Consider the following 21190-nt stretch of genomic DNA (forward strand, 5'->3'; position numbering starts at 1 on the left):
ACGCTTTGCACGATTATCCCGTTTGATCAGGTAGCAGAGAAGAAGATAAATTCAGAAGAAGGAGATATATTGGAAAAAGGATATTTTCGGGATAGATAGATTTGTTTCCAAGAAACAAACATGTTCTAGATCATTTAGATGGTTTCGGGAAAAAGAGGTTTAGGAGAAGTGAAGCAGACCTGACGGGAGAGATCGGACAAGACACCGGGAACAATAAAAAGACCGTAATCAGGCTGCGGCCGCAAGGGGCTGGTTCGGTTGGCGTGCGATCAGCCGGCGGTAAGGGATCGCGGGAATCGCCACACACATCTGCAGCAACTTCTGCCGCATCGTTTCTTCCGCTCCGGACAGTCCTCCGGACAGGTGCAGTCGGCGGCGTCCGGTGTACTCGTTCAGGTACGCCTGCAGATGCTTCAGTCCCAAGGCTCCATACGTATTCTTCAGCGATTCCCACGCCTCTCTCACCACTTTCCGCAAGGGCAAATACAGCCGAAAGGCTTGAGGGAACGTCTGTAACGCCGCTGTACGGGGATCCACATGCCCGCTAATAAACGCGGTTAGATCGTGACGGTTTGCCCTTTTTTCGCCTCCCCGCTTATGCGGTACCAGGCGGATTTTGACCTGCTCCGGCTCGCCTAACTCCGTGACCGTGCAACCGGCTACGACCGCCGAGGCGTACGGATGCGAAAGCTGACACCGGGACGGATTACGCCCATACTGATCACTGTTCACCTTCACGTCTCCGGAGAGCAGCTCCCGGGCATCGAACTCCCCCACGGCATGACGTATTTTGTGCAGCACCGACCAGGCGGTCTTGTAAGTGACCCGGATCACCTTGCTCAGCCGCAGCGCCGAGATGCCGCCTTCAAGCAGGAACAACTCCAGTGCCTGAAACCACTTCACTAGGGGGAGATGCGTTCCTTCAAAAATCGTGCCGACCAAAGGCGATGTTTGATGCTTGCACTTTCCGCACTCGAACAAGGGGATATGCCGGGAAGTCAGACGGCTGCACCGGGTATGAGCGCAGCGCGGACAGACGAAGCCGCTTGGCCACTTCATCGCGATCAGCGCCTCCATGCAGTCCTGCTCGCTGTTAAAACGGCTGCTGAATGGTTGAAGTTCCGTTCCCGCATTGGCTTCCATATCCGCTTACCTCCCGAATCAAGAATGCACGAACATACGTTCCGTTTATTTCATTATACCAAACATGCGTTCCCTTATCAAGACGAAAAATTCATCTGATCCGCCTCATTTTTTTTATCTCTTTTTCTTTATCCCGTACACTAGCCCCCCCCCCCCCTGAACGAAAGGGATAATCGTGCAAAGGCAAGCAGAAAGCAGGGACACCAAGACACGAAAGCTATAAAACCAAAGCCATAATTTTCGTCAAGCACTGATCACGGTTTTGAGCCGTCTTTTTATCGAATGGACCTTTATAAGATGCACTTTTACAGCTGTTCTCCAAGCACTCCAAGGCTCAGAACACAAAAAAGCCCCCTTCCCAAAAACAAGAGGGGAGCCGATATAAAATTAAGACTATCAGGTTCAATTACAATCCGTTCGCTTACAGCAGCGACTTGCTTAAACGATAACCCAAGCTCGTGAAGCCCAGGTGCTCGTAAAACGATTTGGCGGACATGTAATTCTCGCGTGCCGTGGACACGATCAGCTCCGAGCTGCTGCGCTGGCGTCCCCAGCTCTCCGCTTCTTCGATCAGGCGTTTCCCGAAACCGTTGCCCCGGTGCTTCTCATCAACGATCAGAGCCGTAATCTGCGTCACCGGTCTACTCATATCATGGGTTTGATACTGCTTCAGAAAAGCCGTTCCGACAATAACCCCGTCCAATTCCGCCACCAGACTGCTGAACAACGGATGGTCTTCCAGCATGGATAGACGTTCCTTCAGCACGCTGGGCGTTGTCGGGTAACGAAGCTGGCGCATTAACGGAAGCATGTGTTGACAGTCGTCACAACATCCTTTACGAATGACCAAAGCCGGAGAAAGCACCTGAATACTCAATTGGACCATACCACCTTTAATAGATTTGCCGCTTCCTTCGCGCGGCTGCGAGCTGTTTCCACATCTTCTGCGGCACTCAGTGCAACTGCCATTCGTCTGCCCGGTTTGCATAACGGTTTTCCGAATATGCGCACCTGCGTCCGCGGCAGGCTTAACGCCTCGCCGATTCCCGCGATCCGGAAGTCTTCTCCCTCCCGGCCCTCTCCGCCTTTGAGCGTCGCCGACGCACCTGGCGTCAACAGTTCTACAGAAGGAACCGGGAAACCCAAAATCGCGCGAACATGCAGCGCAAACTCCGACAAATCCTGGGTCACCATCGTGACCATCCCCGTATCATGGGGTCTTGGGGAAACTTCGCTGAACACAACGCCGTCCGGCGTGATAAACAACTCAACTCCAAACAGGCCGTATCCGCCCAGCGCGTCCGTGATTTTGCGGGCGATGTCCTGCGCCTCGCGCAGCTCTTCCTCGCTCATAAAGTGAGGCTGCCATGACTCCACATAATCCCCGTCCCGCTGAATGTGCCCCACCGGCGGACAAAACTCGGTTCCGGAAACCGAACGGACCGTCAGCATCGTGATCTCGCTCGTAAACGGCACAAACGATTCCACGATGACCCTCGTGTTTTGGGCGCGCCCGCCTTCCATCGCCATCCGCCAGCACGCTTGCACGTCTTCCCGGCTGCGGCACACGCTTTGCCCTTTGCCGGAAGAGCTCATGAGCGGCTTAACCACGCAAGGCAGTCCAAGTTCGGCAACCGCCGTTTCCAGCTCCTCCAAACTATCCGCAAACCGGTAATCCGCGGTCGGCAAGCCCAGCTTCTCCGCTGCCAGGCGCCGAATCCCTTCGCGATCCATCGTCAGCCTCGCCGCCGTGGCCGTCGGAATCACTGTAAAGCCCTCGCTTTCAAGTTCGACCAGCACTTGAGTGGCAATCGCTTCCACCTCCGGGATGATCAGATCCGGCTTCACTTGCAGAATTAGCGATCTTAAAGCCTCCGGATCCAGCATATCGATGACATGGGCTTCATGGGCAACTCCCATGGCCGGCGCATGCTCGTACCGATCGACGGCAATCGTGCGAACGCCCAGGCGCTGCGCTTCGATCACGACCTCTTTGCCGAGCTCGCCGCTGCCGAGCAGCATGATCGTTTTAGGGCTTCTTGATGCAGGGTTCCCCCACATGATACGATAAATCCCCCTTAACGCTGAGTTAACAACCATTTAACACTCTACTCTTATTTTCAGGTTTTATGGCCAAGATTGCAATACTTCTAATTAAAATTCGGGATAATTTTCGATAAAAAGTTACAAATCGCGAAACTAGGTTTCCACCATAACGTAATAGACCCTTTTTTAGCCATCCATTACCGGTGTGTTCCAGGTTCCTTGATTCCCAAATAGCCCAATACGGCGGTGTTGTCGCAGCTTTCTGGGATAATGATAGGTTCGGAGAACCGATTCTAACGGACATCCGTTTCCTCGCGATATCGGCCTAATTGAGCCTCCGCTTTTTGCCAATGCGCCAGCTCTTCCTCGGTAACCTTCAAGCTCTTCAAACTGTCTTCCCATTCGTGCCAAAGACCCGTGAAATATCCGGCGATTTGCTGCTTGCGCTTCTCGATTTCTCCGGCATAATGGTCGCGGAAAACGCCCTGCATGCGGTGCACAAGCTCCTGAAGCCGCTCCGTAAGCGGGCCCTCCAGCTTGGAGCGCAGCTGCATTTTTCCCTGTCCCTCAAAAAAAGCTTTCGGATTTTTGAAATACGGCCAATAGTCTTCCGGCGGAAAATAAGCGCTGTCCAGCAGGCCTTCCGGAATTTCCGGAGTGCTCCATTCCCCGGACGGAGCCGGCGCTTCAAGCGGCATATCGAACCGTTCCCCGTTCCCGCGGCACCATTTCTCCGCTTCCCTCGCCAGCAGCCCCTCCGCCTTCCGCTCCAGGCGCAGCGTCGTCGCCAGCAGCTCGCGCTCCAACTCGCCGGAGATTTGACTAACCCAGCCGCGCATGGCAATCGCGAAGTTCCGCTTCAATGGACCCGCGCCGTCCTGAAGCAGCGATGGGTGAAAATATTCCGCATACGCATCGAGCGCCTGCAGCCTTAACCGCTGTACGACGTGGAACAGCAGCTCTTCGTTCTCCTGATTCCATTCCCGGCCGATCTCGGCAGCCATAAATTCCTTGACCGCGGCTTCGAAAGCGGCGCGGCTGCCCGTCAGCGCGGCCAGCTTCCGTTCCGCCTGCTCCGCGTCGCTATCGGCCGCCGCGATCCATTTGGCCAGCCGCTCCTTCGTTTGCTCCAGCAGCGCGGAGGCGGACGCCGCGGCAAGGCTGCCCAAATCAACCTCCAGGAACTCGGCGAACTGCCGCCGGAACCGGGCAAAGCCGGGATCTTCGGTTGCTCCGCCTTGTTCCGCCCGCAGCGCCTGCAGGCTGGACAGCGCAAACAAGTTCGGTTCCCGGATGCCTGCGGTCTGCAGCCCGTCCCTTACGTACTCGACCACCGCCGCGAGTTCTTCGTCCGACGCCGCAAGGTCCGCCGCGTTGACGACAAAAAACATTTTGTCGAGCGCAAAGCTGCCCTTCATGCGGCCAAGCTGGCTGAGCAGCTGTTTGTCGGCCCGGGAAAAAGCGTGGTTGTAATAAGTGATGAAAATAATCGCGTCGGAATTTTTCATATATTGAAATGTAACGCCCGTATGCCGCGCATGGATCGAATCCGCGCCTGGCGTGTCCACCAGCACGATCCCCTGCTCGGTCAAAGGACAGGCGTAGTAAAAATCGATATCGGCCACAAAGCAGGCTTTCTCTTCTTCCGCCGCGAATCTTCCGAACTCGGCGGCGTCCGCGACGATGCTTTGGCCAAGCACGGACTCGGCGGCTTCCCAACCGGCCGCGGCCGCTTTCAGGAAGCTGAAATGCGCTCTTCCGGCAGCCGGGATCTCGGCAGCTTCGAGGCGTCTGACCGTTTCCAGCCAGCCTTTCTCCTGCCAAGCGCCAAGCCCCAGCGCCCCGAAGGAATACGCCAAATCCTCGACCATCGCTTCGCGGCTTTTGAAGCGGATGCGGGCCGTGTTATGGCGCTGCCCTTCTCCTGGCGCCATAACACGGATGATCGCCGCGGTCGTCGGATGCGGCGACACGGGCAGTACGGCTTCGCCCAGCAGAGCGCTGGCGAAGGAAGATTTACCGGCGCTAAAGGCCCCGAACAGCGCCACGGTAAACGTGCCGCTGCGCAGCTCGGCGGCGCGCCGGGTCAGCTCCCGCACCCCCGTCCCGAAGGCGGGGTGGGGAGCCAGCAGCTCCGCCGCGGCCGCAAGGCGCGCGGCGGCCTGCAGCGCGCGCCCGCGGGCCTGCGGCGGGCGCGGCTGCGTCTTGGCCGCCGGGGCCTCGCCCCCGGCGGCCCCCGCCTGCGGCGGCGGCCCGGCGGGCGCCGCAGGCGCTGCCGAAGGCGCCGCTGCAGGCGCGGGCGTAGGCGCAGACGCCGCCACAGCCGCAGGCGCCGTTACCGGCGCGGACGCAGCCGCGCCGGCAACAGGAAAGGCCGCGCCGCCGGCCGGGCGCGGCGCGGGTTCATGCACCTCCGGCAGCAGCCCGGAGGTGAGCGGCACGGGCGCGCCGAGCAGCGCGCCCAGGCGCGCTTCGCGCGCGGCCCGCGCGGCGGCGAGCTGCGCCAGCGCGCGGGCCGCCGGCAGGCGCGCCGCAAGCTCAGCGCGCCGGGCCGCAGCCGCGGCCGCTTCCGCCGCGCCGAGCGGCGACGGGGCCGCCAGCAGCGCGTCCAGCAGCGCCGCGGCCGCGCGCTTGTAGCGCCCGGCGACGCCCGCCGCCACCGCCGCGGCGTAGTGCAGCGTCGACTCGCCGGACAACATCGCCCCGCCGGGCAAAGCCTCGCTGATCCAAGCCTCCTCCGGCCGCGGCAGGATCGCGTCGAGCCGCTCCTCCCAGGATTCGTCCCACAGCCGCAAATGTTGGCCGACCGCCCGAAGCTCCTGGCGGACATGCCAGCCGAGCTGCGCTTCCGTCTGCTCGCCCAAGCCGCTCAGAAAATCGCCCAAGCGTTTGGCTTTTTCCGCTTCCGTTTTTCCGCCTCCGCCAAACCATCCCTTCACCTTGAAGCCCGGCGCCCGGCTTTCGAGGAATAACCCGGCCCGCTCGCGCAGCGCCGGCGTCATCAACTGGGCGGAATCGATTGCTTTGCCGATCCGGTCCATCCATTCCTGCCTGCGCTCCTGCCGGACGGACTCGCCGCCGGAAGCTTCGGCCCGCTCCAGCCGGGCCAGTTCCTCCTCCATGCTTGACACGTCGGTTTCGCCGCCCGCCTGCTCCAGCAGCGCCTCCCGCTGCGGCCGCTCCTTTTCCGCCAGCCGCGCCAGATGGTCCTTCACCGTTTGCGCCGCCGACATGTAGGCCCCGTAATCCAACAGCCCGGACCCCCGCGCCAAAATTTCCTTCATCGTCCGCTTCAGCGCCGGCAGCATATTGCCTTGATGATCTTCCCGCTTCAATGAAATATAAAAAATGCCCTGCATCCCGATGTTCCACACTTTAAAAGCCTGGTTCACCGATTCCCGGTACCGGGCAAAGGGCAGCTCTTCCTCCCGGTGCTTGTCGATCTGGTTTACGACCATATAAACCGGCTTGCCGTAATCGCTTAACGTTTTTGCAAAGCTCAGGTTTGTTTCCGACGATACGTGATTGTAGTCCATTACATAAAAAACGACGTCCGCCAAATGCAAGGCGGAGTGCGTGGCAAGCTCATGGCCGGCGTCGTTCGAATCGACGCCCGGCGTATCGAGCAGCGCTCCGCCTTGATCCAGCAGCTCAATCTCATCCCACAGCTCCACGCGCGTATAATCTTTGCCGTTGCGGGCATAGTCGGCGATATGCTCTACAGGCATCTCCACCGGCGGCTGGTCCGGATCGGACGAGCTTAATACCGCGCGCGGCTCCCCGCTGCGAATAAAAACGACATTCGCACTGGTCGGCAAAGGGCTGGCGGGCATCACCGGTTTGCCGCACAAACTGTTGATTAGGCTCGATTTTCCCGCCGAAAAATGGCCGCAAAAAGCGATCGTCAGCTCTTTCCGCTCCAGTTTGTCCTGAATCTCCCGCAATTCATCGGCCGCCCGGTCGTCCCCGCCTCCGCTCAGCGCGCCGCTCAGTTCCTTCAGTTTGCTCTGCATATCGTAATCGGTTGGTGCCGTAATCGGTTTCATAAAACAATCTCCGCCTTCCGCTCTGCGAAATCTAGTTTCATTTTGGAATATCAACATTTTAACATTTCATCGCCCGCTTGGGAAAGACAACATCGCACCCATAACTAAAAGCGAATCCATGCAAGAATTTAGCAAAACAAAAAACCTGCAATGTGCAGGTTTTAAGAAAGATTAATCGTGCAATTAACATTTTTCCTACTTCATACCGGCCAGCAATTCCACAAACTTGGTTGCTTCCGCCCCGGTCACGGGCCGATTCGGCGCAAAGCGGGTTGCGGAATCGCCCTTCAGGATTCCAGCCGCAACGGAACGCGCTATCGCTTCGGCAGCCCAATGCCCGCTCGGCACATCGCTGAACGCTGCCGCGCTGGCCGCAAAGGAAGCTTGCTCCAGCCCCGCATTCCGCACGAAATTATCGGCGATCGCCGCAAGCTGCGCCCGCGTCACGGCCAAATCCGGGGCAAACCGGCCGCCGCCGATCCCTTTCATGATCCCGGCCGTCGTATTCTGGCGAATGGCCAGATCCTGGGGCGAATTTCCGGTATCCGTATAAATGCCGGTGCCGATCACCTCGCTGAGCTTCAGCCGGTCAGCCAGTAGCGCTGCCAGCTCCGCGCGCGTCACTTGAGCATCCTGCTGCAGCGAGACCGGTGCGGCAGCTGTTTTTTTCTGCTCAAATAACCAATCGAACATCTCTTTATCGTTAAAAACAGGCACCCACGACCAATGCTTCAAATTTCCATAAAAACGGTTAGCGTCCATGAAGGCATCGTCATAAATGGTCAGCTTGGCCTGCTTGCTGCCCAGCTGAGTCAACGCCTCGTAAGCCAGCGTACTCGTCCGGCTATCCGTAATCGGGTCATTTTGCGCATGCACGAGCCATACCGGCACCTCCGTCAGATCCTGCAGCTCCCGCTTAAACGCCTCCACGGAACCGGTATAATCGGCCACGGTGTCTTTCGCCGCAACGACAATCGAGCCGGCGAACAGCCCGGGATACTGCATCAGGAAACGGAGCGCGCCGCCGCCGCCGCTGGACACCCCTGCGACATAAATCCGGTTCGGGTCCACCTTGCCGGAATCGACAAGCTCCCCGATCAGCTCCGCCTGTACCTCAAAATAATCCCGCATCCGCGAAAGTTCCTCGGCGTTGTCATAGATTTTCCAGCCGTAGTTTTTGGGAAACTGCACGGCCAGAACGGACGTGTCGTAACCTGATTCTATCCAGGCTACCGCGCCTTTGTTTTCGGTAAGCTGCTTCAGATTGTCCGTACCGACCTCCCCGCCGCCGTGCAGCCATACGACCAGGGGTTGCGGGGCTGCGGAAGCGCTCAATTTTAGCCGGTAGCTCAACTTCTCACCGTTAGTGCCCGTATACTCCCCCGCGACAAAATCATCAACCGTCCGCGTCTTCAACGTCGTTACGGACGCTTCATTAAACGATAGTTCGGGATAACGTTCATTTGTCACGGCAAACGCGGAAACCGATCCCCCGGGGTATTTAAACGGCTTTACTTTTATGGATAAAACGCTTTCATTCCAGCTTAATTCAATCCCGTCATCCGTGTAATCCGCTTGCACAGCCTCGTTGTCCTCATTCAACGGATAGCCGTCATAATTGCCGGTAATCTCGAAATCGGACGCTTTCAAATCGGCATATTCACCTGCGTCGCTCACTTTCAGATCAAACGATTCAACCATTCTTCCCGTATCGCCGATATACGTGTTCGCCGTAATCTGCACAGGCGAAGCCGCTTCGGCTTTCGCCGGCCATCCACCGGTCAATGTGGTCCCGATCGCCAAGACTAATGTTAGCATCAGACCCGTACCTTTTTTCCTCTTCATCCTGCGTACCTCCAGTTACAAAGTTGAGTTATGTGTTGCCTGGCGAGCCGGATTCGAGCCGCTTAAACGAAAAAAAACCTAACTCGAACCAACATGGATATAATCCAATGTCCGATTCGATTTAGGTTTCGCCCGCGCAAGCGGTTACAATCCTCGCCGTATATGGTTATACCAAAATACTACATACGGTCATTAAAAAAGTCAACAATTTCCTTGCTTTATTGAAAAACAGGCCTCGGCATGAGTCCGGGCCTGCTTGTACCTTGTACTTTATGCGCAGAGCATTTTGTTCAGTACGTCAAACACGATCGGCAATGTTGTAAATCCGTCGCTTTCCAAAAAATGCCCGCCATGCTCAACCTCGTAGAAATCGGCATGAATTTGCTCCATCAGTTCTTTGCTGTAGGCAAACGGGACGATCGAGTCGTCTTTTGCGGCGATAACCGCCCGCCCGCTTGCGGACCGAATCACCCGGTCATAGTCAAGCGGCTGCTCCGTGAATGCATCCAGTATCGGCAATTCCGGCAATGGTTTGGCAAACCCGGATACCAATACGATTCCGCCGATCGGCTTGGCGGGATTTTGCCGGAGCAGATATCGCAGCGTAGTAATGCAGCCCAGGCTGTGCGCCACAAAATAGGTATTGCCGTCAAGATCGGGAACCGAGGCGGACAACTGATTGACCCACGCATTAAAATTCGGCTCTTGCGGGTTTGGCATCGTTAATACAGCAACGTCCGCCCCGGCTTCCGTCAGCCTATCGCGCAGCCAAGGAAACCAGTGACTGCTAGGCGATGCCCCGTAGCCATGTATGATGTAAACTTTTTTTCGGTCCGGTGTAGGTGTATTGGACATAATCTCTCCTCCAGTTCAAATCATCTTTGATGTTTGGTGCGTAAATAATCGGCATAATTCACCATGGGTTCCCGTTCGATAAGCTCGAGCAAAGCGGCCGCCCGTTTGTCCCATTCCTCTATATTATCCTCTTCGCGAAGCAGTTCAAGAAATGGCTCGTAGAGACAGGGATGCTGCAAGGCAACGGGATGCTGCCGGTCCAACAACATGGACCAGCGCACATATTTTTCGCATATTAACGGTGCGGCGGTTCCCGCAAACTCGCGTTGTTTGGGGCGGGCCTTGAGAAGCGCCGGCATCAGCTGCTCGCCTTTCCAAGCAGGATCGCCGCTATCCTCGACATTATCCGGACTTAGGCCAAGCCCAAGCTCCAATCGATTGAACCCGATTCGCAGCATTTCCTGACTGTCAAGGTTGGTTCCAGCTTTTAAACGCCCGGTTTGGTCCGTTTTTTGGTCCCATTTGATCCGCCGAATTTGCTCCAAGGCATATTCCCGGTTGCGGTGTTTCCAAACTTGCTCTGTCCGCCGGTAGAGATCCTCTATCGGCTCCTTACCGATGAGAAGACGCCAGCTCCCTTGATGGAACGCGCCGCCGCCAACCTCGATGAAGCCGTGCTCTTTCATGATATATCCCCCGATGCCGTACATCAACAGCAAAGGTTCGTAAACGCGGTAAGCCCTTCGAGCAGCCTCGCTTCCTTCCCGGGCGCGTTTCATATAAAACAACGCCATCCGGCTGATGTTGCGCGCATAAGACTCCCTCATTCTCCGCAACACAGCGTAATCCTCTTCAACCTGTTCATACTCGTCCGGTCGATCCACCAGCTTTTGAGCGTTAAAATATAGAGGATGCACGTTAATAGAATAGGCATCGGCATATAAGGCCATGCGCCGCAAAAATTCCCGGTACAACAAGCCGTCCACCATCTGTTCCGCAGCCGATCTGCTGGGAAAATAACGATATTCCATACCGGCGATATGGGATATCAGCTTTAAGATCATTTCGTCTCCCTGTGCCCGCGCATAGCCGATCAAGGTATCGTCATAATCTCCGGCAGGCAGTTCTAGCCCCGGCAGCCGCAACAAAAAGTCTTCTATTAGCCGCTCGACGGGGTAATCTTTCTGCCCGGTTAAATACAGATACATTTCCCGCGTATCCTGTACATGCGCAATTGTTACCTTGGCATAATCGCCGTTGTTGTAAAGCTTGCGGTTAAACAAAAACTGTTGCCGGATGTCGTCGGTATACAGAAGCTTTTTTTCCGGATAATAGCTGCCATTGAAAGGAAAGCCTCGGGCGGAATAAACATCCCCGGAAGTAAGTTGTGCAAGATCATCCGCCTCCGCCGCGTAGGCGATGCCGGTTGCGTCTTTTCCTTTTACCCGCTTGATATGTACATATAACCGTTCGTCCGGGCTTTTCCACCATTGCGATGCTTCTTGATCGCTCGGAGCAAGCAAGATAGGAGCCGGCTCTGCATTTGAAATCCAGGCCGATACCTGCGATTCATAAACCGTGTTTGTCACCCATTGCTTCTGTTTGCCCAGCAAGCTGGATAGAATAGCCTGGTTTTCGATAAACGTTTCTGCCCGGTTTTCGAAAAACATCAGCCCCCCGTTCATCAGCAAAACATACAGCGTTCCGTACCTATCCATGTAACAGCTTCTATCCCAATAAATGTCCCTGAAATAGAGGCATTCAACAATTTCCTCGTCCCCATGCTTCATAACCTTGGGCAAGCCGCCGCCGGGCAGGGAAGGCCCCATGGCATCGAGCACGATACTTTGATCCTTAAGCCCACCGAATTCGTAATGCATTCCCCCGTATTGTTCCTGAAAGTCAAGCAGCGCCTCAAACACGGGAATACCGTTTTGTCTCAGCACTTGAGCAACTTCCGTCCGGTCGCGGACGGTCTCTCGTCTGGGACACTGCCGAATGAATTCCTTAACGATGCCGGAAAGTATTGATGGGTTGTTCATTATGCCTAGACTCCAATCATTTTCATTAAAAGGACCAACCGTTCCATCTCTTCCGCATAGGTTATGTTCCTCATCTTTTGCCCTTTCAGTTCCCGCCGGGAAGCCGGATGAAATATTCAGCAGCAGGCGCACATCCTCGAGGCGGTGATTCGTACTGTTTACCGCCTGCGTATGGAGTTTGGGATTAGTCATTATGTTCTTTTCGGCCTGCGGGATGCGGACAGCAGCAAGCCGGATCTTTTCCATCAGTTTGGCATCATGCGGACGACTATACGCCGAAGCCCGCCTTTGCCGTATACCGGCGTCTGATTCGTGAGTTGGGCCGGACACATTGATCAAGACGCACCGGCAATAAGCCAAACTCGCCTCCAAGGCGGAATATTGCATGTATGAGCGCTCTGCTTTAAAGATTACAGGTCTTCTTGCCGATATACATGTAAACGGAAGCAATTCTCAGCAGAAGGAGGAATTTTCCATAATGAAACTCGAATCCATGTCATCTATGCTGCGATCGGGCGCCTCCGCACAGCAGCCCCCTCCGTCCAGACTGGAGCAGCTTATGCAAATTTCCCAAAGCGGCGCGTCCGCGGCGGAGAAACGGATGATGGCCAAAGCGATGCAGATGCAAATGGAGCAGGAATCGGTAGGGACGCTATTCGCACATATCCCCGAGGTTAAGGAGGAAGTGGAGGAAAAGCCGCAGGAGGAGCCGGTGAACGGAGAAGAAACGGCGTCGAATGCGCATGGAGATACGGTCCTCATTTCCGATGCGGCCAAGCAGCAATTCGAGAGCAGCCGGCCGGAAGGCAGCAGCTCGGCGCCCGCGCCGTCGTCGGCCGATACTGCAGCATCGTCGCCAACTGCCTGATCCTTATGGGAAAGCATGGGAAAGAAGCGTTCCCCCAAAAATACATACCCTATCCTCAATCTTGAGAGTTTACCAAAAAAGATGGCGCACCAGGAAATCCTCCTGGTGCCGCCATTTTTCACTTTCATCTGCCGCAGTCTTTTCTGGCTGGGGCTGCCGTCACGATGTGCAGATCACCGCTATTTCCCCCACGGATTTCCGCCCCTAATCGAACAGCTCGCTGACCACCCTGCCGGTCTGACGGTCCACCGACAACCAATCCGCTGTCGCCGTATGCGTGTCGGTCTCGTCATTGCGGACTTCTTCGTAAATATGAATCGTCACCGCCTGCTCGTCCGCATGATCGACCTCTTGGATAAAGATGGAACCGATGTTTTGATTGTCCCGCCGGTTGTTTTCCGCTGCCGTGCTATTTTCAATCCCTGTGACGATATAAAACGCTTCTTCCTCGGTTAAGTTGACCGCTCCGTTCAAAAATTCCGCCTGCCCCTGATCGAACCTCTTCATCAACACCTCTTTATAACGATCGGCATATTCCTTGCGAGTGACTTCATAGACAAGCTCCTCATCGACGTTATATGCTTTTAATTGCTCCCGTATGCTGTCAAGATCGTATGGAACTACTTCCCCGAGCGGGATGAAGCGGTCTTCTTTAGGGTTATGTATGACGATGCGCTCACTGGCCGTGACGGCGCGGTCGACGCTGCTTTGAGAGCGGAGCAGCAGCAAATTTTCATCATTGTCCAGAGGATAGGTGTACACATCCGTAAACCCGTTCCGGTAGGCCTCCTCTACCCCCGCCTGATCATACAGCCGGCTCAGAAACGGCGCGTCCTCGGTCCCCGAATTTTGCAAAAAGTAAGTGTCTCTCGGCTCCGCATTTGCGCCTCCGAAAAAATCCTCCTCCGGATAATCGATGGTCAGCGCGTTATCCGTAAACGATAAAGAAACGTTGCGATATAATTCATCGGCGAATACCAGCCGCTGCCCGTCAACGCGAAAATCGCCATCGATTTCCCCATTATGATGGCTAAAGCCCCGAACGACCTGTACGTTCAAATGGTATTGATCCCCGCCGCCAAGCTTCTTGACTTCCGCAATCCCCACATTCGCAGGATCATAATAGCCGATGATATACGTGCCCGGAATAATACGCTGTTGGCCTGTAATATTACCGTCGTTCGTCTGAAGCTCCGGGGAACCCGTCGTTGGCGCGGCTTCTGTCCCACCGCTTGAACTCGGCGTCGGCTCCGCAGCGGTGTCTTTTACTGGCGCCGACGCTGGCGCAGTCGCGGTTTCAGCCGCGCCTTTCTCCTCGTTTTGGCATCCTGCCAAAACTCCCGCCGCCAGCAGAACGAGCAGTGCATTTTTGAAAATTGTTGACTTGCCCTTTGTCATGTATACGATTCCTGTCCTTCCTGAACGCAAGATTGATCCGGACCGGCGGCTACGGCAGCCGATACCAGGCAAACGGCTTTGCATAGCGGAAACGGTCGCTCAGATCGTTAAGCTGCGTAAGGAGCTCCGGATCTAGATCCACGGATACGCTGCGCAAGTTATCCTCGAGCTGCTCCGGCCGCGTCGCGCCCACGATCACCGTCGAGACCGCCGGCCTTGTCATCAGCCAAGCCAGCGACAGCGCGCTGGCCGAGGTCTCGCGATCGGCGGCGAGCCGGCTCACCTGCCGCCCAAGGGCAATCCGCTCTTCATCCAAAAACCTGCCGAAGTTAGGATCGGTATCCGCTCTCGAGCCCGCCGGCGCCTCTTTAACGGAATGGTATTTGCCGCTAAGAATGCCGCCGGCCAACGGAAAATACGGGATAATCCCCACGCCCTGATCCGTGCACATTGGAACAAGCTCCTGTTCGGGCGTCCGGTCCGCCAGCGAATAACTGACCTGCGTCGAAATGTATTTCGTCCAGCCGCGGCTTTCGCTGATTCCGATCGCTTTCATCAATTCCCAGGCCGCGTAATTGGAGGCGCCGATATAGCGCACCTTCCCGGCGCGGACCATGTCGTCCAGCGTACGCAGCGTTTCTTCCAGCGGTGTATACGGGTCAAACGTATGGATTTGGTACAGATCGACATAGTCGGTTTTCAGCCGTTTGAGGCTTTGCTCCAGCTCCTGCTGCAAATGCAGCCGGGAAGAACCGCTGGCGTTGGGTCCCTCTCCCCGCACTAGCCCCGCCTTCGTCGCCAGCACCACGCCCTGCCTTCTATCCGCCAAAGCTTCGCCGATGATCCGCTCGGATTCGGAGCTGGCATAAATATTCGCCGTATCGATAAAATTGACGCCGCTGTCCAAAGCCTGGTGGATCAGTCTGATCGATGTTTCCCGATCCGCGCGTTTTCCGAACGCATTTGTTCCCAGGCCGAGCGCCGAAACTTCAAGTCCGCTTGTTCCCAGACGCCGATATTTCATAATAATCCCCCTTGTCCTTTTCACGCGCCTTATCTCACAAACCGGCTTCGCTGCCTGCGATCAGTTGTCCGGTTGAGGACAAATCGTAATCCCCCAAGGAAAACAGCACGTCCCGTAGCTCCGCTGACAGCAGCGCCTCGCGAAGCAGGCCAATCCATTCCCGGTTTTCAGGTTTGTTCAGCACGACCAAGTCGACCCGCTCCGCAATCAGCGGGATGAAGTCCAAGCCGGCGATACGGGCCGGGCGTTCGCTGCCGACGCCGACATCGGCTTGCCCCAGCGCAATCCGTCCGCCAAGCCCCATATGGGTCGTTTCTTCCTGGTCGTAGCCGTTTACGGACGACGGCACAATCCCCCTGAGCCGCAGCTGCTCGTCAAGCAGGACCCGCGCGCCCGAGCCTTTTTCCCGGTTGATCAGGCGAATATCCGGACGCGTCAGGTCCTCCCAGGCCGCGATTCCCAAAGGGTTCCCCTGCTTCACGTAAAATCCCGCTTTGCGCGTCACGAAATGAAAGACAAGATAAGGTAAAGAAATAAACAATTTGCGGATATACGGAAGATTGTATTCTCCCGTGTCGCCATCGTAAAGATGCGTGCTGACGATATCCGCCCCGCCGTTGTACATGGCCACCAAACTGTCCATGCTGCTGGCGAAGGAGCGCAGCGGCCTGAATCTGGAGCTTCGCTTTTCCAGCGCTTTCGCCAACAAATCAAGACCCGGATCCTGTCCCGTGATGACCAGCGGTTTTACACCTTCGTTGGCGTCAGCGCTGACTATCGGCGGCGATACGGGAGCCAACGGCGCCAAATGAACGTCCGCCGCGACGAATCCGGCGGGGCCGCCGCCGAGCCGTCCTGGCGCAGTACTGCCTGCCATGCTTCCGCTTTTCGCTTTAAGTTTATACGCTTCGAGATCCGTGGAATCCACCCGCATTTGTTTGCCTACGCGATATGCGGGCAACTCTCCTTTTTTGATCAGATCATAAACGGTTAGTTTGGATACTTTAAGCAATTTGGCGATTTCTTCGGTCGTGTAAGAGATCGGTTCGGTCATGAGTTTCTCCTTGTACACGTCATCTATGGATTGTTCCAGCTAGACTTATCTTACTGATGTTCCCGCTATATTTCAATGAACGGCGCGGTCAGGACGAATTTTATTTTTGAAATGTGCGCAAAGTCTCTATACACTTCATTATGTTTAGTATAATCTAGATATAATTAGTTATAACCAGGGAGGAAGATTCATGTTTCAACGAAAAATGCTACCTTTGCTGGCCGCGATGATGACCGCGCTTTTGCTGGTCATCTCCGGCTGCGGAAATACAGCAAACAGCGGCGCATCGGCCAATCAGGATACCGCCGCCCAGGCGGAAGCTTCCGGCGCAAATTCAAGCGCTTCCTCAAAAGTCGAACTGCTCGTTTCCGCCGCGGCCAGTCTTACCGAAAGTATGGACGAGTTAAAAACGATCTACGAAACCGCCCATAACGATGTTAACCTCACCTTTAATTACGGCGCATCCGGGACGCTGCAGCAGCAGATCGAGCAAGGCGCGCCGGCGGATTTGTTTTTGTCGGCCGGAAAGAAGCAAATGGACGCTCTACTGGACAAAGGACTTATCGATTCAGAATTATCGACAAACCTGCTGACCAATGACCTGGTACTCATCGTTCCGGGGAACTCTGCCGTTCAAATTAACGCGCTGGAGGACCTGGACCAGGCCGGGAACATCGCCATCGGGACACCCGAATCCGTGCCCGCCGGCAAATATGCCCAGCAAACTCTTTCCTATTATAAACTATGGGATAGTTTGCAGCCCAAGCTGGTTCTGACGAAAGATGTGAAGCAGGTGTTGTCCTATGTGGAGACGGGCAATGCGGATGCGGGTTTTGTTTATAAAACGGATGCCGCCGTCTCCGACAAAGTGAAGATTGCGCTAACCGCGGATCCGGCAAGCCATGACCCGATCGAATATCCGGCCGGCGTGCTGACGGGCAGCCAACATCCGGACGAGGCCAAAGCTTTTTACGAGTTTTTGCAATCCGCTGAGGCGATGGAAGTGTTCAAAAAATACGGTTTCAACCCGGCGGAGTAGCGGATCGTAATGGATCCTTTATTCGTGTCGGAAAATTTTTGGTCGCCGGTCCTGCTGTCGCTGCAGGTATCGATCGCCGCAACGGTGATTGCATTTCTCCTCGGACTTGTGGTGGCATGGCGGATGGCGGCCGCGGTTTTTTACGGCAAATCGCTGCTGGAGACGGCGTTCCTGCTGCCGCTTGTGCTGCCGCCCAGCGTCGTCGGCTTTATCCTGCTCGTGCTGCTTGGCCGCAACGGCTGGATCGGCCAGGCGGCCTCCGCCTGGTTTAACCTGTCCTTTGTGTTCCAGCCGCTCGGGGCGATCGTCGCTGCCAGCGTTGTCAGCTTTCCGCTGATCTATCAAGCGCTGAAAACCGGGTTTCAGTCGGTGGACAAAGACGTCAAGGAAGCGGCTCGCGCGCAAGGGGCCAACGAGTGGCAGGTGCTTATTCATATCGTGCTGCCGCTCTCCTTGCGCTCGCTGCAAGCGGCTTTTATTCTCGGCTTCGCCCGCGCGCTGGGCGAATTCGGCGCCACCCTGATGGTCGCCGGCAACATTCCCGGCCGGACGCAAACGATACCGACGGCCATTTATTTTGCCGTTGATGCCGGCAATATGCCGCTGGCCTGGGCGCTCACGGGCTGCACGATCCTGCTGTCGTTTCTGCTGCTGATGCTTTCGTCCCGGCTGAAAAGCGACTAGAGCGCTCTTCAGGGTTCAAGACAAAACCCCCTCGCGGTAGCCGCCAGTTGGTTACCGCGAGGGGGTTTCTTTGCAGTGGACCGGGAATGCCAGCCGAAAACTGAAAAACCGGGCGTAAGCCGTCCCTGAGCCTTATGGCCGATTCTAGCAACGGACCATTGCGCCGTTATTTCGGCAAAATCCAGGGTTTGCAGAAGGGACGGACACAGTTGTCCTTATTGGGCATTTCAGCGCGTGATTTCGCACTAGCGCTGCATTCACTTTAGCTCAAAATTTCCCGTAAAAGCCACCCGGGAGTCTAACGGTTGTAACAGCAGCTATTTTGCGAAAAAAATCCACTTTTCTAGATTCTAACGGATGTAAGCGTCGTTATTTGCCTGAATCTAAGAAAAATAGCCGGATTTCAGTGAAATAAGCGCTATGGCAACCGTTACAATTAAAAATCAACGTTTTTGGAGCGAATAGCGCTTGTGGCAACCGTTAAAATGTCAGTAGGACCCGGTACAGCTTCATTACTTCGCCAATTCCTCCTTCGCCCACTCCCCGATTTCCCGGCTGTCCACCGGATATTTGCGTTCCCCCGCCGTCCGCCGCAGCCGCTCCAGTAATGTCTCGATAATTCCTTCGCTCACCTTAAGCCCTTCTCCATCCAGCGCCAGGCGCACCGCGCTGCGCCCCGAGTGCTTGCCCAACACGATGACATGGTCCGCGCCGAGCTCGGAAGGATCAAACGTCTGGTACGTCCGGCGGTCTTTCATTAGGCCGTTTACATGAATTCCGGATTCATGGGCAAAGGCCAGCCGCCCTACCAGCGGCCGCGCATCGGGGATATCTCTGCCGGCCGCGCGGGCAACGAACTCGGCCAAAGGCTTAAGCTTGTCGGGACGCACCGCGCATTCCCCGCGGTATAAATGCTTCCAAGCCATCGCCACTTCCTCCAGCGCGGCGTTGCCCGCGCGTTCGCCGATGCCGAGCACGGTCGTGCTGGCCCACTTGGCTCCCGCCTCGATGCCGGCCAGCGTATTTGCCGCCGCCAAGCCAAAATCGTTGTGGCAGTGGATTTCCAGCTCGATGTCGGGCGGGCAGGTGGCCAGCAGCGCCGACACCCTCGCATACAGCGTGCCGGGATGGTGAACGGACAAGGTATCGGCATAGCGGAACCGCCGGATCCCTTCCTTTCGAAAAGCGCAAATCAACGTGCGCAAAAAAGCGAAATCGGCGCGCGAAGCATCCTCGAAACCGATCGATACGGCAAGCCCTTTTTCCTGCGCGTAGCAAGCGGTGCGTTTGCCCAAATCGATGACTTTGGCCGGCCCCGCCCCCAGCTTGGCGCGCATTTGGATCGGCGATACGGGCAAAGCGATGTGGGCCGAACCCACGCCCGCCGAGAGGGAAGCATCGATGTCGGCGCAGTTCGCCCGATTCCAGGCCAGCAGCCGCATGGGCAGTCCCAGCGCCGCGATTCGGCGGATAGTCCGGCATTCGTCATCGCCCATGGCCGGGATGCCCACTTCGGCCTGCTCGACTCCGGCGGCGGCGAGGCACTTGGCGATTTCCAGTTTTTCCGCAGCCGTAAACGCCACGCCGGCCGCCTGTTCCCCATCGCGCAGCGTCGTGTCGCAAATCCGCAGGTCCCTCATAATAGTTCCCTCCTCCCGTTGGGCATGTTCTTGATAACACATCATTCAGAAATATTTCCGATCAGAGCAGCGCCAGACCTGCAGCCTTCAAACGTTGCTGCAGCACTCGCAGTCGGGATTGCAGCGGAGCGAAACGGTATAATTGCTCATATTCAGCGTGTTGATCCGGTGCATGACATTGATGAACGGACGGCCAACCCCGGTAATCCACTTCACCGCCTCCAAAGCCGCCAGGCAGCCGGCCAGACCGGCGGTGGCGCCCAAAACGGGAAATCCGAGGGGTTCCCATTCCTGCGGGCGCTCGGGGTACAGACACGCAAGGCATGGTGTTTCCCCCGGGACGATCGTCGTCAAGGAAACCTCAAACCCGTACATAGCCGCTTCGACCAGCGGTCTGCCGGCGGCGACGCACAGGCGGTTTAAGGCGTACCGTTCGGGAAAATCGTACCTCGCGTCGATCACGATATCGGCCGCTCTTACCCATGGTCCGCTTTCCGCAAGCGTGATCCGGGCATTGTGCCCTTCAATGATCACCTCGGGATTGACCCGCTTTAAGCTCTCCACTGCCGCAGTCATCCGCTCCTCGCCCACGCGGGCGGAATCCATCAGGATTTGCCGGTTCAGATCCGGCAGCCGGATGATCCCTTCATGTGCCAGAATCAGCTTGCCGATTCCGGCAGCCGCCAAGTAAAGCGCCGCCGTTCCGCCCAGCCCGCCGATGCCGGCAACCATCACCGCCGCTTCCTTCAGTTTGCGTTGACCCTCCCGCCCCAGCAGTTTGAGCTGGCGATCATAGCGGACAAGCTCCTTTACAAGCTGCTGGTTCTGCTCCGCGTATGGCGGGCTTTCCATCTTCTCCTCCGCGTATTGCAGGCTTTCCAGCTTCTTCGCCGCGTTTTGCTCCGTCGTTTCCGGCACGCCGTCCCCCTCCCTTTTTATAAAACAAAAGATGTCCACGTCAGCGCGCAGCCGCGACTTCCCCATGCCGGGCAAGCCAGTCCAGCCCCTCCCGCATTTGGCTTAACGCAAATTTCTCCAGCTTCGCCGCGGAAGTAAACGGAAAACGCAGCCCGGCCCGCAGCGTGACGGAGGCAAGGATCAACCGGCCGCTGGACACAATGGCCCTGCCGAACCCTTCTCCGTTCATTTCCACCATGCTTTGCATAAGCTGCCCCGTCTCCGCCTCGAGGGCCGCCGCCAGCGCTTGAAACACATGCTCGACTTGCCGCCGCAGCTTGGCGTTCGGCGTGCAATCCTGACTTAGCGCCTGCTTCTCCTCCGGAGTAAACAACAGCAGCCGGGCGATCTTCTCTTCCTCGCTTAGGCCGCTGCCCTTGCCGAAGTAATCGTAAGCATCGATCATTTGACTAAGAGTCCGGTTAAAAGCCGCTAACAATCGCCGGTCCGGTTCCTCGATATTTGCGGAGCTCCCCATTGTTTTCGGCAAACCGGAATCGGTTTGCGCTAAACCGAAACTTGTTGGCGCTATACCAAGAGCGGACTCCGGCAAACCGGAACCTGGCTCCGGGCCCCCTTCCAAATATGTGGCTTCTTCCATGCCGATCC

The 21190-nt window shown here is 56.5% G+C and carries 16 protein-coding genes; 3 read left to right on the plus strand and 13 right to left on the minus strand.

Annotation, left to right across the window (positions count from 1 at the left end; translation table 11 throughout):
* Positions 1 to 228: 228 nt before the first annotated feature.
* From DYE26_RS08980 to DYE26_RS09010, 7 genes are all read right to left on the minus strand, one after another.
* Complete coding sequence (locus DYE26_RS08980) at positions 229 to 1143, minus strand: transposase (RefSeq protein ID WP_051985501.1); 915 nt, start codon at positions 1141 to 1143, stop codon at positions 229 to 231.
* Positions 1144 to 1564: 421 nt separating this feature from the next.
* On the minus strand, positions 1565 to 2020 hold the full coding sequence (locus DYE26_RS08985; RefSeq protein ID WP_036623741.1) for a GNAT family N-acetyltransferase: 456 nt from the start codon (positions 2018 to 2020) through the stop codon (positions 1565 to 1567).
* Positions 2017 to 3204: a formate-dependent phosphoribosylglycinamide formyltransferase gene (purT, locus tag DYE26_RS08990; protein ID WP_036623742.1), complete on the minus strand. Its 1188-nt coding sequence runs from the start codon at positions 3202 to 3204 to the stop codon at positions 2017 to 2019. The genes DYE26_RS08985 and purT overlap by 4 nt, the downstream gene beginning before the upstream one ends.
* A gap of 278 nt (positions 3205 to 3482) precedes the next feature.
* Positions 3483 to 7235, minus strand: coding sequence for a dynamin family protein (locus tag DYE26_RS08995; protein WP_172531696.1), 3753 nt, complete (start codon positions 7233 to 7235; stop codon positions 3483 to 3485).
* A gap of 195 nt (positions 7236 to 7430) precedes the next feature.
* Positions 7431 to 9080: an S-layer homology domain-containing protein gene (locus DYE26_RS09000; RefSeq protein WP_036623745.1), complete on the minus strand. Its 1650-nt coding sequence runs from the start codon at positions 9078 to 9080 to the stop codon at positions 7431 to 7433.
* 270 nt (positions 9081 to 9350) lie between these two features.
* The gene (locus tag DYE26_RS09005; RefSeq protein WP_036623746.1) at positions 9351 to 9935 is read right to left on the minus strand and encodes an RBBP9/YdeN family alpha/beta hydrolase; all 585 of its coding nucleotides are present in this window, start codon (positions 9933 to 9935) and stop codon (positions 9351 to 9353) included.
* Positions 9936 to 9955: 20 nt separating this feature from the next.
* Positions 9956 to 11917 carry a hypothetical protein gene (locus DYE26_RS09010; protein WP_036628313.1) on the minus strand — a complete coding sequence of 654 codons (1962 nt, stop codon included), beginning with the start codon at positions 11915 to 11917 and terminating at the stop codon, positions 9956 to 9958.
* A 478-nt stretch (positions 11918 to 12395) separates the two neighbouring features.
* On the opposite strand from DYE26_RS09010, the gene DYE26_RS09020 reads away from it, so the two are divergent.
* A complete protein-coding gene (locus DYE26_RS09020) occupies positions 12396 to 12785 on the plus strand; it encodes a hypothetical protein (RefSeq protein ID WP_036623747.1) in 390 nt (129 codons plus the stop codon).
* 204 nt (positions 12786 to 12989) lie between these two features.
* Here the strand turns inward: DYE26_RS09020 and DYE26_RS09025 are convergent, their stop codons facing one another.
* The 3 genes from DYE26_RS09025 to DYE26_RS09035 are packed head-to-tail and all read right to left on the minus strand — an operon-like array spanning position 12990 to position 16261.
* Positions 12990 to 14183 (minus strand): hypothetical protein, encoded by a 1194-nt coding sequence (locus DYE26_RS09025; protein WP_036623748.1) that lies wholly within the window; start codon positions 14181 to 14183, stop codon positions 12990 to 12992.
* A 49-nt stretch (positions 14184 to 14232) separates the two neighbouring features.
* Positions 14233 to 15207: an aldo/keto reductase gene (locus tag DYE26_RS09030; RefSeq protein ID WP_036623749.1), complete on the minus strand. Its 975-nt coding sequence runs from the start codon at positions 15205 to 15207 to the stop codon at positions 14233 to 14235.
* A gap of 34 nt (positions 15208 to 15241) precedes the next feature.
* Positions 15242 to 16261, minus strand: coding sequence for a helix-turn-helix transcriptional regulator (locus tag DYE26_RS09035; RefSeq protein ID WP_036623750.1), 1020 nt, complete (start codon positions 16259 to 16261; stop codon positions 15242 to 15244).
* Positions 16262 to 16451: 190 nt separating this feature from the next.
* On the opposite strand from DYE26_RS09035, the gene modA reads away from it, so the two are divergent.
* On the plus strand, positions 16452 to 17300 hold the full coding sequence (gene modA / locus DYE26_RS09040) for a molybdate ABC transporter substrate-binding protein (RefSeq protein ID WP_036623751.1): 849 nt from the start codon (positions 16452 to 16454) through the stop codon (positions 17298 to 17300).
* A gap of 9 nt (positions 17301 to 17309) precedes the next feature.
* On the plus strand, positions 17310 to 17984 hold the full coding sequence (modB, locus tag DYE26_RS09045; RefSeq protein WP_036623752.1) for a molybdate ABC transporter permease subunit: 675 nt from the start codon (positions 17310 to 17312) through the stop codon (positions 17982 to 17984).
* 512 nt (positions 17985 to 18496) lie between these two features.
* Here modB and DYE26_RS09050 read toward each other — a convergent pair.
* From DYE26_RS09050 to DYE26_RS09060, 3 genes are all read right to left on the minus strand, one after another.
* Positions 18497 to 19624 (minus strand): homocitrate synthase/isopropylmalate synthase family protein, encoded by a 1128-nt coding sequence (locus tag DYE26_RS09050; protein WP_036623753.1) that lies wholly within the window; start codon positions 19622 to 19624, stop codon positions 18497 to 18499.
* Between the two features lie 87 nt (positions 19625 to 19711).
* Positions 19712 to 20542: a HesA/MoeB/ThiF family protein gene (locus DYE26_RS09055; protein WP_240534147.1), complete on the minus strand. Its 831-nt coding sequence runs from the start codon at positions 20540 to 20542 to the stop codon at positions 19712 to 19714.
* Between the two features lie 40 nt (positions 20543 to 20582).
* Entirely contained in the window at positions 20583 to 21182 is a 600-nt protein-coding gene (locus DYE26_RS09060) for a DUF269 domain-containing protein (protein ID WP_036623754.1), read from the minus strand.
* Between the last annotated feature and the right edge of the window lie 8 nt (positions 21183 to 21190).

Origin of the sequence: Paenibacillus macerans (genome assembly GCF_900454495.1) — a bacterium.
Classification (GTDB): Bacteria; Bacillota; Bacilli; order Paenibacillales; family Paenibacillaceae; genus Fontibacillus; species Fontibacillus macerans.

Bases quoted from the DNA above. Each gene is read 5' to 3' on its own strand.
- DYE26_RS08980 (WP_051985501.1), bottom strand. From the start codon at position 1,143: ATGGAAGCCAATGCGGGAACGGAACTTCAACCATTCAGCAGCCGTTTT.
- purT (WP_036623742.1), bottom strand. From the start codon at position 3,204: ATGTGGGGGAACCCTGCATCAAGAAGCCCTAAAACGATCATGCTGCTC.
- DYE26_RS08995 (WP_172531696.1), bottom strand. From the start codon at position 7,235: ATGAAACCGATTACGGCACCAACCGATTACGATATGCAGAGCAAACTG.
- DYE26_RS09000 (WP_036623745.1), bottom strand. From the start codon at position 9,080: ATGAAGAGGAAAAAAGGTACGGGTCTGATGCTAACATTAGTCTTGGCG.
- DYE26_RS09005 (WP_036623746.1), bottom strand. From the start codon at position 9,935: ATGTCCAATACACCTACACCGGACCGAAAAAAAGTTTACATCATACAT.
- DYE26_RS09010 (WP_036628313.1), bottom strand. From the start codon at position 11,917: ATGAACAACCCATCAATACTTTCCGGCATCGTTAAGGAATTCATTCGG.
- DYE26_RS09020 (WP_036623747.1), top strand. From the start codon at position 12,396: ATGAAACTCGAATCCATGTCATCTATGCTGCGATCGGGCGCCTCCGCA.
- DYE26_RS09025 (WP_036623748.1), bottom strand. From the start codon at position 14,183: ATGACAAAGGGCAAGTCAACAATTTTCAAAAATGCACTGCTCGTTCTG.
- DYE26_RS09030 (WP_036623749.1), bottom strand. From the start codon at position 15,207: ATGAAATATCGGCGTCTGGGAACAAGCGGACTTGAAGTTTCGGCGCTC.
- DYE26_RS09035 (WP_036623750.1), bottom strand. From the start codon at position 16,261: ATGACCGAACCGATCTCTTACACGACCGAAGAAATCGCCAAATTGCTT.
- modA (WP_036623751.1), top strand. From the start codon at position 16,452: ATGTTTCAACGAAAAATGCTACCTTTGCTGGCCGCGATGATGACCGCG.
- modB (WP_036623752.1), top strand. From the start codon at position 17,310: ATGGATCCTTTATTCGTGTCGGAAAATTTTTGGTCGCCGGTCCTGCTG.
- DYE26_RS09050 (WP_036623753.1), bottom strand. From the start codon at position 19,624: ATGAGGGACCTGCGGATTTGCGACACGACGCTGCGCGATGGGGAACAG.
- DYE26_RS09060 (WP_036623754.1), bottom strand. From the start codon at position 21,182: ATGGAAGAAGCCACATATTTGGAAGGGGGCCCGGAGCCAGGTTCCGGT.